General features: G+C 74.9%; 11 protein-coding genes. 10 read left to right on the top strand and 1 reads right to left on the bottom strand.

The window, feature by feature from the left end; translation table 11 throughout:
* Positions 1-243 (bottom strand): MerR family transcriptional regulator (locus BU197_RS11450; protein ID WP_188268136.1); only part of this gene is annotated, 243 nt, incomplete at its 3' end.
* A 142-nt stretch (positions 244-385) separates the two neighbouring features.
* On the opposite strand from BU197_RS11450, the gene BU197_RS11455 reads away from it, so the two are divergent.
* From BU197_RS11455 to BU197_RS11505, 10 genes are all read left to right on the top strand, one after another.
* Entirely contained in the window at positions 386-1,099 is a 714-nt protein-coding gene (locus BU197_RS11455) for a sigma-70 family RNA polymerase sigma factor (protein WP_188268137.1), read from the top strand.
* 291 nt (positions 1,100-1,390) lie between these two features.
* Positions 1,391-4,054 carry an ATP-binding protein gene (locus BU197_RS30395; RefSeq protein WP_317452183.1) on the top strand — a complete coding sequence of 888 codons (2,664 nt, stop codon included), beginning with the start codon at positions 1,391-1,393 and terminating at the stop codon, positions 4,052-4,054.
* A 42-nt stretch (positions 4,055-4,096) separates the two neighbouring features.
* Positions 4,097-5,269: a sulfite oxidase gene (locus BU197_RS11470; protein WP_188268138.1), complete on the top strand. Its 1,173-nt coding sequence runs from the start codon at positions 4,097-4,099 to the stop codon at positions 5,267-5,269.
* A 191-nt stretch (positions 5,270-5,460) separates the two neighbouring features.
* Positions 5,461-6,291, top strand: coding sequence for an ammonia-dependent NAD(+) synthetase (gene nadE / locus BU197_RS11475; protein ID WP_188268185.1), 831 nt, complete (start codon positions 5,461-5,463; stop codon positions 6,289-6,291).
* Positions 6,292-6,375: 84 nt separating this feature from the next.
* The gene (locus tag BU197_RS11480) at positions 6,376-7,056 is read left to right on the top strand and encodes an ABC transporter permease (RefSeq protein WP_188268139.1); all 681 of its coding nucleotides are present in this window, start codon (positions 6,376-6,378) and stop codon (positions 7,054-7,056) included.
* On the top strand, positions 7,053-7,727 hold the full coding sequence (locus BU197_RS11485; RefSeq protein WP_188268140.1) for an ABC transporter permease: 675 nt from the start codon (positions 7,053-7,055) through the stop codon (positions 7,725-7,727). Before BU197_RS11480 ends, BU197_RS11485 begins: the two co-directional genes overlap by 4 nt.
* 14 nt (positions 7,728-7,741) lie before the next feature.
* Positions 7,742-8,737 (top strand): glycine betaine ABC transporter substrate-binding protein, encoded by a 996-nt coding sequence (locus BU197_RS11490; protein ID WP_411158476.1) that lies wholly within the window; start codon positions 7,742-7,744, stop codon positions 8,735-8,737.
* 205 nt (positions 8,738-8,942) lie between these two features.
* Complete coding sequence (locus tag BU197_RS11495; RefSeq protein ID WP_188268141.1) at positions 8,943-10,022, top strand: glycoside hydrolase family 5 protein; 1,080 nt, start codon at positions 8,943-8,945, stop codon at positions 10,020-10,022.
* Between the two features lie 213 nt (positions 10,023-10,235).
* Positions 10,236-11,543, top strand: coding sequence for an alpha/beta fold hydrolase (locus tag BU197_RS11500; protein ID WP_188268142.1), 1,308 nt, complete (start codon positions 10,236-10,238; stop codon positions 11,541-11,543).
* Positions 11,544-11,707: 164 nt separating this feature from the next.
* A complete protein-coding gene (locus BU197_RS11505) occupies positions 11,708-12,427 on the top strand; it encodes a PIG-L deacetylase family protein (RefSeq protein WP_188268187.1) in 720 nt (239 codons plus the stop codon).
* Positions 12,428-12,451: the final 24 nt, after the last annotated feature.

The following is a 12,451-nucleotide window of genomic DNA, read 5'->3' on the forward strand; positions in this document are numbered from 1 at the left end:
GCCGGGCCTGGTGCCGAGCAGCGCGGCGCGTGCCGCCTCGGCCGGCGGGACCCCCGAGGCGGTCAGACGGCACATCTCCCGGACCACCGCCACGTCCTGCGGGCTCCACCGCCGGTGACGGCCGCTCTCCCTGGCGGCCGGACCGATGCCGTAGCGCCGGTCCCAGGAACGCAGGGTCGTGGGGGCGACACCGAGGCTGCGGGCCACCGCCCCGCTGGTGAGACCGGGTACGGGTTCGGGCATGCCGCCACGCTACGCCGATTCGACGCACGATCGGTGCGATTGGTGCCGACCCGACGGCGGGACGGACCCTGGAAACGCCCCGCGCGGCACGCCGCGCCAGCCGACCGGGCCTCCCCGGCCAGGCCAGAGGAGCCGTTCCCCCATGACCGCGACCATCGCCGCCACCCCGCCCCCGCTCTCGTCCCCACCCCCCGGGGAACGGGCCGAACACGACCTCGCCGCCGGATTCGTCCGAGGCGACGAGAGCTGTCTCACGGTCGTGTACGTCCGGTGGGCAGGCCTCGTGCGCACCCTGGCCGCCCGCGCCCTCGGCGACCCGGGGGAAGCCGAGGACGTCACCCAGCAGGTCTTCCTCGCCGCCTGGCGCGGCCGGGCAGGCTACCGGCCCGAGCGCGGCCCGCTCCCCGGCTGGCTCGTCGGCATCGCCCGCCGCAAGACCGCCGACGCGCTCGCCGCCCGCACCCGGCGACGGGACCTTCTCGCCGCCGTCGGGGCCGGACTGTCCGGGGGCGGCGCCCAGGACCCGGGCCCCGAAGACGTCCTCGACCGGCTCGTCGTCATCCGTGAGCTGGCGAAACTCTCCGCCGCCCAGCGCGAGGTGCTCGCCCTTGCCTTCTACGGGGACCTCACCCAGGTCCAGATCGCCGAGCGCACCGGACTGCCCCTCGGCACCGTGAAGAGCCACACCCGGCGGGGCCTCGACCGGATGAGCCGCTCCCTGCGCGAAGCCGACCGCACACGACGCCCACCGACTGGTCAGCCCCTTCCGGCAGGCCCGTCCCTTCCGGCCGGGCCGCTCGCCCCCGGGACCGCGCCTCCCGAGGGCCCGGCCGGGGCGAACCCCGCACGGGGATGAACCCGGCACGGGCTGCGCGCCCCCCTTCGGCCGCCGCCGTCCTCGCCGCCGGGCAACCGGAAGCACCGGCCCCACCCACAGGGCCGAACCCGGAAGCACCGGCCCCGCACACCGGGCCGAGCCCATAGGCGAGACCCCCGCGCGCGGAGGCGGACCGGCGGGAAGGCCCGCGCCCCCAGGGACCCACCCGGGCCCGAAAGCCCCGTAACCAGGGCCGTCACCCGGTCGAGGCTCCGTAACGAACGCGCGCCGAAGGCCCGTTCATCGCACCACGTGAGGGAGACTGCATTCGTGCGTGGACATCTGCCGGACGAGAACCCCGGTTTCGTGGGACGCCGAACGGAACTGGAGCGTGTGTCCGCCGCGTTGGCGGAGCACCGCCTCGTCACCGTGACCGGCGTCGGGGGAGTCGGCAAGACCAGACTCGCGCTGCGCGCCGCCCACCGCGCCGCCGACCGGCACCCCGACGGCGCCTGGTGGGCCGACCTCGGCCAACTCGACGGCGAACGGCTCCTCGTCCCCCTCGTCGCCGACGCCGTCGACCTCGCCGACCACGCCACCGGCACGGCCGCCGCCGGACTCCGCCGCAGACTCGCCGACACCCGGCTGCTCCTCGTCCTCGACTCCTGCGAGCACCTCGCCGAACCCTGCGCCCGGCTCGTCGCCGAACTCCTCGCCGCCGCCCCCGGCCTCACCGTCCTCGCCACCAGCCGTCGGCCACTCGGCATCGAAGGCGAGCGGATCATCGCCCTCGACCCGCTGCCACCCGCCGGACGCGACGCCCTGGAACTGCTCCGCGAGGCCTCGGGCGAGCGGTTCCCCGCCGCCGGGCCCGCGAGTGAGATCTGCGTCCGCCTCGAAGGCATCCCGCTGGCCCTCGAACTGGCCGCCGCGCAGATCCGCCTCCAAGGCGCCGAAGCCGTCAGGGAACAGCTCGGCACCCGCATCGACGCCCCCGCCTCCGCCCGCTTCGACCTGCTCGCCCACCCCGAGCGGGTCTGGCCGAGCCGTCACCAGACCCTGCGCGCCGCCATCGGCTGGAGCCATGAGCTGAGCAGCCCGCTGGAACGACTCCTGTGGGCCCGCCTCTCCGTCTTCCGGGGCCCCTTCGACCTCGCGTCGGCGACCGCCGTCTGCGTCGGCGGCCCCCTCGACGACACGACCCTTCCGGCCGCGCTCGACGGTCTCGTCCGCGCCTCCGTCGTCCGTCCGCCCGACGCGGCGGGCCGCCACCGGATGCTCGACACCATCCGCGCGTACGGGGCGACCTGGCTGGACCACACCGGCGGGACCGGCGCCGTCGCCGACCGGCACGCTGCCCATTTCCGGGGGCTCGCCCGCCGGGCGGAGACCGCGTGGCACGGCCCCCGCCAACTGCGCTGGTACCGCACCGTCGACGCCCACCACACCGATCTGCGCACCGCCCTCGACCGGCTCCTTCGCACCGACCCCGACGCCGCACTCGACCTCGTCGGCTCGGTCGCCTTCGCCTGGTCCTGCCGGGGCCGCCTCCACGAGTCCCGCGACGGCCTCGAACAGGCCCTCCTGCTCAGCACCGCACGCGGCCGTCCCCGGGCCCGCGCCCTGTGGGCCCTCGGCATCACCCTCGTCCTCCAGGGCGAGGGGGAGAAGGCCCGGGAGATCAGCGAACGATGCGCCCGCGAGGCCCGCTACGCGGAATGGACGGAACACCTCGAAGGGACCGGCCGGCCCACCGTACGCACCGGAAGCACGGAGACCGGGGAGCCTTCCGGAAGGCACGGAGACGCCTCCGCTGGATACGGGGACGGCCCCGGGCGGTACGGGAGCACGCCCGAGCACCACCCCGGCGCGTACCCCGGCGTGGATTCCGGCGCGCACCCCGGCGTGGGCTCCGGTGTGAACCCCGGCGTGGACCCCGGCACGGACCCTGACGCGCACCGGGGCCGCGTGGACGGGTTCCGGGGCCGTCCCGACACCCACCCCGGCGAACTCCGGGAGCACCCCGACCGGCCCGGTCACCCCGACGGACCCGGTCACCCCCACGGACACGACGGCCCGGAACAGGACCACGGCCCGGACCTGCCGCAGTCTCGCCCCGACCTTCCCCAGCCCCGGGACCGCCCGAACCGGCCCCGTGACCCCGCCGGCCTCCACCGCCCCCCTCGCTCCCACCGCCCCGGTGAGCTGACGCTCGACGCCGCCGCCCTCACCGGGCTGCTCGCCCTGACCACCGGCCGCCCCACGGCCGCGCACCTCGTCGTCGGGCACGTCCTCGACTCCGCAGAAGCTCCCGCCGGAGCCCCCGAGGGAGCCCCCACCGGCCCCACGACGCGGCCGGACCACGTCTCCATCGCCACCATCGCCCCCACCGAAGCACCGGACACCGCCCCCGACGCCCCCACCGAAGCACCGGACGTCGCCCCCGACACCGAACACGCCCCCCCCGTCTCCGCCGCCCGGCTGCGCTGTCTGCTCGTCCGGGTCTTCGCCCTCACCGGTCTCGGCCGGGTCGCCGAGGCACGGGAGGAGGCCCTCGCCCTGCGCGCGCTGTGCGAGGAGCTGGACGAGCACTGGACCCGTACCGCCCTGGAGTACCACCTCGCCCTCACCGGTCTCCTGGAGGGCGACCCGGTGGGAGCGGCGGGCCACGCGCGGGCCATGCTCGAAGGGACCCGGGGTCTCGGCGCGATCCTCGGCGTCGCCCTCGGCCTCGACGTCCTCGCGACCGCCCTCGCGGCGGCGGGCGACGGTGCCCGAGCCGCCGACGTCTCCGGCACCGGGGAGGCGTACTGGCGCTCCACCGGCCAGCCCCGGCGCGGACTGCCCGGTCTGCGGGCGCTGCACGAGAAGTACACCGACACCGCCCGCGCCGCCCTCGGCGCACCCGCCTACGAGGAGATCTTCGGCCGCGCCCTCTCCGGCCTCCCGCAGGACGGCCTCGACCGGGCGCTGCGCGGCCCCCGGCCGCCCTGACCCCGAGGTGCCGGGCCCCCGGCCCCGGCGCACCATGAGGACATGGACGGATCGCCGATCGGCCTGGGCGACATCAGCGCACCAGGACGCCTGGCGGGCCCCGAGGAAGGCGTCACCGCCCAGGAACTGGGACTGGCCACCCGCAACCACGGACTGCCCCTGGAAGCCCTGCGGTACGAGGTCACGCCGCCTGGCCTCCACTACGTCCTCGTCCACTACGACATCCCCGCCACCGACCCCGACACCTGGCGGCTCACCGTCGGCGGCCGGACCCTGCGCACGCTCACCCTGGACCTGGCCGCCCTGCGCGCCCGCCCCGCCGTCACCCGCCGGGTCACCCTGGAGTGCGCGGGGAACGGCAGGGCGCACCTCGCCCCGCGCCCCGTCAGCCAGCCCTGGCTGGTCGAGGCGGTCGGCACCGCCGACTGGACCGGCGTACCCCTCGCCGCGCTCCTCACGGAGGCGGGGACGGCCGAGGAAGCCGTCGAGGCCGTGTTCACGGGCGCGGACCACGGGGTGGAGCGGGGCGTCGAGCAGGACTACCGGCGGAGCCTCCCGCTGACCACGGCGGCCGACCCGGCCCGGGACGTGCTCGTCGCGTACGAGATGAACGGGGCGCCGCTGCCCCCGCAGCACGGCAGCCCGCTACGGCTCGTCGTCCCCGGCTGGTACGGCATGGCCCACGTGAAGTGGCTCCACGACATCACGCTCTCCGCCACCCCGTACGAGGGCTTCCAGCAGAGCGCCGCCTACCGGGTCCGGCGGGCCGCCGCCGAACCGGGCGAACCGGTGACCCTGATGGCACCCCGCGCCCTGATGGCGCCGCCCGGCTTCCCCGACTTCATGTCCAGGACCCGGGTCGTCCGCCCGGGGCCCGTACCGCTCGCCGGGCGCGCCTGGTCCGGGCACGGGCCGGTCGTACGCGTCGAGGTCAGCGAGGACGGCGGGGCGGTCTGGACCGACGCCGAGCTGGTACGGGACCCCGCGCACCCCTGGGCCTGGGCGTCCTGGCACACCACCTGGACGGCGACCCCGGGCCTGCGCCACCTGACCGTACGGGCCACCGACGCGGCGGGTCACACGCAGCCCCTCGCGGCGCCCTGGAACCGCGGCGGCTTCGTCAACAACCTGGTCCAGCGCGTCGAGGTCCTCTGCCTCCCGTCTCCGCAGGCCCCCACCCCCACAGCGGCCACGGGGCCCCGGCCGGGCCCCTGACCAGCGCCGGAGTCGGGCCGGAGCCGTAGGGAAGCCGGGCGGGGCGGTCCGGGGCGGGGCGACGGGCGCGGGCCCCGGTGCGTACAGTCGTCCTTCGGGAGCGACCCCGACGCGCGGACCGACCACGCGCGGTCCACCCCCACGCGCGGTCCCACCCCGACGTGCTGACCGACCCCGACGAGGAGAACCCCGTGACCGACCCGGCGTCCACCGCCCTCCAGCAGCAGATCGCCCGGGAACTCCAGGTGTCCGGGACCTTCGACCCGAAGGCGGAGATCGAGCGCCGGGTGGCCTTCCTCACCGAGCGGCTGACCACCACGGGACTGCGCTCCCTCGTCCTCGGCATCAGCGGCGGCGTCGACTCCACCACCGCCGGGCGGCTCTGCCAGCTCGCCGTCGAGCGCGCCCGCGCCGCCGGTCACGACGCCACCTTCCACGCGATGCGCCTGCCGTACGGCGTCCAGGCGGACGAGGCCGACGCGCAGAACGCCCTGGCCTTCATCCAGGCCGACGAAGTGCTCACCGTGGACGTGAAGGCGGCGAGCGACGAGGCCCTGAACGCCTGCCTGGCGGGCGGGGTGGTCTTCCGGGACGCGCACCACCGGGACTTCGTGCAGGGCAACATCAAGGCCCGGCAGCGGATGATCGCCCAGTACGCGGTGGCCGGCGCCCACGACGGGCTCGTCGTCGGCACCGACCACGCGGCCGAGGCGGTCTCCGGCTTCTTCACCAAGTTCGGCGACGGCGCCGCCGACGTCGTCCCGCTCACCGGTCTCACCAAGCGCCGGGTCCGCGCCGTCGCCGCCGAGCTGGGCGCCCCCGCCGACCTGGTGTGGAAGGTCCCCACCGCCGACTTGGAGGACCTGGACCCGGGCAAGCCCGACGAGGACGCGCTCGGCGTCACCTACGACGACATCGACGACTTCCTTGAGGGCAAGCCGGTCGGGGAGGCGGCGTTCGCCTCGATCGTGCGCCGCTACGAGCTGACCGCGCACAAGCGGCAACTGCCGATCGCGCCCTGACCGCTCCCGCGAGGACCGGGGAGGGGGCCGCCCGAACGGCCCCCTCCACATGCGCCCCGCCCCCGTACCGCCTCGAATGGTGAGGTGACCGCGCCGCCCGGGGACTGCCTCGCCCGCAACGAGTGGATCTGCGGCGCCTACCTCTCCACCCGGCGCGGAATCCTCGCCGACGCCGTCGTCGAACACGTCCAGCTGACCGTCGTCTCCGTCGCCCTCGGGCTGCTGCTCGCGCTGCCCCTCGCGATCGCCGCCCGCCGTTGGCGCCGGGTCGCCGGGCCCGTCCTCGGGATCACGACCCTCCTCTACACGATCCCGGCGCTCGCGATGTTCTCGCTGCTCCTGCCGGTGTACGGGCTCTCCGCCACCCTGGTCGTCGCCGGGCTCGTCCTCTACTCGCTCACCCTCCTCGTCCGCAATCTCCTCGCCGGACTCCGGGCAGTCCCCGAGGAGACCCGGCAGGCGGCGCGCGGTCTCGGCTACGGGCCGGTCCGGCTGCTGCTCGCCGTCGAACTGCCGCTCGCGCTGCCTGCGGGGATGGCCGGGCTCCGGATCGCCACCGTCTCCGCCGTCTCGCTCGTCACCCTCGGCGCCATCGTCGGCCACGGTGGTCTCGGCAACCTCATCTGGTCCGGGATGAACACCTACTTCAAGGCCCAGGTCCTCACCGCCTCGGTGCTCTGCGTCCTCATCGCCGTCGCCGCCGATCTGCTCCTGCTCGGCGCGCGGCGGCTGCTCACCCCCTGGGAGCGGGGGCGGAGCGCGTGACGACCCTCGCCGCCACCTGGTCCTGGCTCACCACGGCCGCGCACTGGTCGGGCGAGGACGGCGTCTGGCACCGGCTCGGCGAACACCTCTACCTCACCGGCGTCAGCCTGGTGATCGGCTGTGCGCTCGCCCTGCCCGTCGGGCTCGTCCTCGGCCACCTCGGCAGGGGCGGCACGCTCGCCGTGAACCTCTCCAACGCGGGCCGCGCCGTCCCCACCTTCGCGGTGCTCGTCCTGCTCCTGCTCAGCCCGATCGGAACGCATGGGTCCTGGCCGACGGTCATCGCCCTCGTCCTGTTCGCCGTACCACCGCTGCTGACCAACGCCTATGTGGGGATGCGGGGCGTCGACGCCGATGTCGTCCGGGCCGCCCGGGGCATGGGCATGACGGGCGCTCAGACCCTCGCCCGGGTGGAACTCCCGCTGGCGCTGCCGCTGGTCCTCACCGGAGTGCGGATGGCCGCCGTCCAACTGGTCGCCACCGCCACCGTGGCGGCCCTCGCCGGAGGCGGCGGGCTCGGCCGGATCATCACCGCCGGGTTCAACCTGGCCTCCACCCCGCAGGTCGTCGCGGGCGCCGTGCTCGTCGCCGCCCTCGCCCTCCTGGTGGAAGGCCTCTTCGAAGCCGTCCGCCGACTCGCCTCCGGCGGGGCGCGGGGGAGCGGCGCGTGAACCGGCGCGTGCGTGTGAACAGGTACGTGCGCGCGGACCGCCCCCGCCGCAGCGCCCGTCCCCTCCGCCCCCTCGGCGTCCTCCTCCTGCTCCTGGCCCTCGGTCTCGGCAGCTGCGTCGCCGGTCCTTCCCTCGAAGAGCGGGGCGCGGTGACCACCGAGCCCGGCGACAGCAGGCACCTGACCGTCGGCTCGGCCGGATTCACCGAGAGCGACCTGCTCGCGCAGTTGTACGCGCTGCTGCTCCGGGACGCCGGATACCGTACGAGGATCCTCTCCGTCACCAACCGCGAGCTGTACGAGCCCGCCCTGGAACGCGGCCAGATCGACGTCGTGCCGGAGTACGCGGCGACCTTCGCCGACTGGCTGAACGCCAAGGTCCACGGGGCGGACGCGCCGACCGTCGGCTCTCCCGACCTGGCCGCCACCATGACGGTCCTCCGCGCGCTCGCCGCCCCGCGCGGTCTCACCGTCCTCGACCCCGGGCGGGCGGTGGACCAGAACGCCTACGCGGTGACCGCCGCCTTCGCCGCCGAGCACCGGCTGAAGACCCTCAGCGACCTGGGCGCCACCGGGCTCCCCGTACGGCTCGCGGCGGGCGACGAGTGCGTCAGACGCCCCTACTGCGCCCCCGGGCTGCGGAAGGTCTACGGGATCGACGTGACCGCCGTCGACCCCAGGGGAGTCGGCACCGTCCCGGCCAAGCAAGCCGTCCGGGACGGGACGGACGACCTGCTGCTGACCACGACGACCGATGCCACGCTCGACGCCTTCGGTCTCGTCCTGCTCGCCGACGACAAACGGCTTCAGAACGCCGACTACGTGGTCCCCGTCGTGAACCGGGCGCGCGCCGGGGGCGCACGGATCGTCCGCGCGCTCGCCCGGCTCAACCGGGTCCTGACGACGGAGGACCTGGCCGCCCTGGACACCCAGGTGGACGTCCGACGGCTCCTCCCGGAGGACGTGGCCCGCGCCTATCTCCAGGCCAAGGGGCTCATCGGGGGTTCCTGAGGGGTGACGGGGGATCAGCCGCCGGAACGGCACCGTCACCCCGCCGGAACGGTACCGGTCACCCCGCCGAAACGGTCCCCCTCGTTCCGGCTCTTGCGGGCTCTTCCGAGGCCCTGCTATCCATCCGACAGGAAGGTTTCCTTCCGGTCCCGTCGGGCCCGGCTCCCGGGTCCGGCCGCTCGTTTCGTCGCCCCGTGGAGACTCCATGACCTCGGCACGATCCGTACGCGCGGCGACCCGCCGCCCCGGCCTCACCGGCACCGTCCTCGCCGCCCTCCTCCTCGGCCTCACCACCGCCCCCTCGGCCGTGAACGCCACCCCTTCCGGGGCGGGCGCCGCCCCCGCCACCCCCGTCTCCGTCAACGGCCGGCTCACGGTCTGCGGCACGAAGCTCTGCAACCGGCACGGTCGGCCGATCCAACTGCGCGGCATGTCCTCGCACGGCACCCAGTGGTACGCCCAGTGCCTCACCGACGGCTCCCTCGACGCGCTCGCGCACGACTGGAAGGCCGACGTCCTGCGGGTCTCCACATACGTCCAGGAGGACGGCTACGAGACCGACCCGCGCAAGTACACCGACCTCGCCCACTCCCTCATCGAGCAGGCGACCGCGCGCGGGATGTACGTCATTGTCGACTGGCACATGCTCGACCCGGGCGACCCCCGCCACAACCTCGCCCGCGCCAAGACCTTCTTCACCGAGATCGCCGACCGCCACAAGAACAGGACCAACCTCCTCTACGAGATCGCCAACGAGCCCAACGGCGTCTCCTGGTCCACGATCAAGGGCTACGCCGAACAGCTCATCCCGGTGATCCGCGCCAAGGACCCGCACACCCCGGTCCTCGTCGGCACGCGCGCGTGGTCCTCGTTCGGCGTCTCGGAAGGCGCGACCGAGACGGAGGTCGTCTCCAAGCCGGTGAACGCCCCCAACGTCATGTACACCTTCCACTTCTACGCGGCCTCGCACCGCGACGAGTACCTGCGGACCCTCTCCCGCGCCGCCGACAAGCTGCCGGTCTTCGTCACCGAGTTCGGCACCCAGAACCACGCGGGCGAAGGCGGAAACGACTTCACCACGGCGCAGAAGTACCTGGACCTGATGGCCGAGAAGAAGATCGGCTGGGTCAACTGGAACTACTCCGACGACGAGCGCAGCGGCGCGGTCTTCAAGACCGGCACCTGCGACCGGGGCGGCCCCTGGACCGGCACCGGCCCCCTCAAGCCCGCCGGAGTCTGGGTCCGCGACCGGATCAGGACCCCGGACGACTTCCCCACGTCCTGATCCGACCGACCGGCCTCCCGCCCCGACCGGCCTCATGATCCTCCCGGCCTCCCGGCCTCCCGGCCTCCCGGCCCGCGAGGCCGCCACCCCCGATTGGCCTTACCTCCCCTCCCGCCCCTGACCTGGTCCGATCGGCCCGGCCCGGTCCCGGTGCGCCCCCGCCGTGTGATCCACTGTCCTCGCGGGGGCGTAGCGAACAGGAGCAGCGACAGCGTGACCACCTACCGGCAGCCGGGACTCGTCCTCACCGACCACCGCTTCCCCGTCCCCCTCGACCACGACCGCCCCGAAGGCGAGCGGATCGAGGTCTTCGGCCGTGAGGTCGTCGCGAGCCGGCACGCCGGAGCGAGCCGCGAGAAACTGCCCTGGCTGGTCTACCTGGAGGGCGGTCCCGGCTTCGGCGCCCGCCGCTTCATCGGCCCGCAGGCCTGGCTCGGCCGGGCCGTGGAGGAGTTCCGCGTCCTCCTGCTCGACCAGCGCGGCACCGGCCGCTCCACCCCCGCCAACCGCCAGACCCTGCCGCTCCGGGGCACCCCCGCCGAACAGGCCGACTATCTGACCCGCTTCCGCGCCGACTCCATCGTGCGGGACTGCGAAGTCATCCGCCGCAAGCTCACCGGCGGCGCCCCCTGGACCGTCCTCGGCCAGAGCTTCGGCGGCTTCTGCGCCACCCACTACCTCTCCGCCGCCCCCGAAGGCCTCGAACGCGTCCTCATCACCGGCGGACTGCCCTCCCTCGACGCCACCGCCGACGAGGTCTACCGCGCGGCCTACCCCCGTATCCGGCGCAAGAACGAGGCCCACTACGCCCGCTACCCCCAGGACTCGGGACGGGTCCGCGCGATCCTCGCCCACCTCCTGGAACACGAGGTCACCCTCCCCGGCGGCGGTCTCCTCACCCCCGAGGCCTTCCAGTCCCTCGGCATCCTCCTCGGCTCCGGCGAGGGCACCCACCAGCTCCATCTGCTCCTGGAAGGCGCCTTCGTCCCCACCCCGGGCGGCCGTCTGCTGGCCGACGCCTTCCTCGAACAGGTCCAGGCCCAGCTGTCGTACGCCGGACATCCCCTGTACGCCGTCCTCCACGAGGCGATCTACGCCCAGGGGCAGGGCCCGACCGACTGGGCCGCCGAGCGGGTCCGCGCCGAGTACCCCGAGTTCGACGTCCGCGCCGCGCTCGCCGAGGACCGCCCGCCGCTCTTCACCGGCGAGACCGTCCACCCCTGGCACTTCACCACCGACCCCGCCCTTCGCCCGCTGCGCGAGACGGCCCGGCTGCTCGCCGCCCGCACCGACTGGACCCCGCTCTACGACCCCGAGCGGCTCGCCGTCAACGAGGTGCCGGTCGCCGCCGCCGTCTACCACGACGACATGTACGTGGACACCGCCCACTCCCTCGACACCGCCCGCGCCGTACGCGGTCTGCGCACCTGGGTCACGGACGAGTTCGAGCACGACGGGGTGCGGGCCGGTGGCCCCAGGGTCCTGGACCGGCTGCTCGCACTCTCCCGGGACGAAATCTGACGGGACGAAATCTGACGGGACGAGGTCGGGCGGGGCGAGGTCCGGGTCCACCGGCTCCCCGGCGCGGCGGCCCGTATCCTGCGGGCATGACCGCTGGACAGGACCCCGAGGCCGCCGAAGACCCCGAGGCCACCGCGCCCGCCGAGGACACCGGCCTCGCGGAGATGCCGGGCGACTGGCGGCGCGCGCTCGCCGTCGTCGCCCACCCCGACGACCTGGAGTACGGCTGTTCGGCGGCCGTCGCCGCCTGGACGGACGCCGGGAAGGACGTCGTCTACCTCCTGGCCTCCCGGGGCGAGGCCGGGATCGACACCCTCGCGCCGGACGCCTGCGGCCCGCTGCGGGAGGAAGAGCAGCGGGCCGGTGCCGCCGCCGTCGGCGTGGACACGGTCGAGTTCCTCGACCACCGCGACGGGGTGATCGAGTACGGGATCGGGCTGCGCCGGGACATCGCGGCCGCGATCCGCCGCCACCGCCCGGAACTCGTGGTCACCCTCAACCACCGGGACACCTGGGGCGACGGCCCCGGCGCCCCCTGGAACACCCCGGATCACGTGGCCGTCGGCCGCGCCACCCTCGACGCTGCGGCCGATGCGGGCAACCGCTGGATCTTCCCCGAACTGGCCGACCGGGGCCTCACGCCCTGGAACGGGGTGCGGTGGGTCGCCGTCGCGGCCTCCGCGCACCCCACCCACGCCGTCGACGCGACCCCCGGTCTCGAACGGGCCGTCCGCTCGCTGCTCTGCCACCGCGCCTACATCGAGGCCCTGACGGACGAGGACCCGGAGCGGTACGTCCGCTCCTTCCTCACCTCCGCCACGGGCCGCGCCGCCGACCGCTTCGGCGGTCGGCCCGCCGTGACCTTCGAGCTGTTCACCCGCTGACCCGCCGGCCCGCCGGGGCCCGCG

Source organism: Streptomyces sp. CBMA291 (assembly GCF_014596525.1).
Classification (GTDB): domain Bacteria; phylum Actinomycetota; class Actinomycetes; order Streptomycetales; family Streptomycetaceae; genus Streptomyces.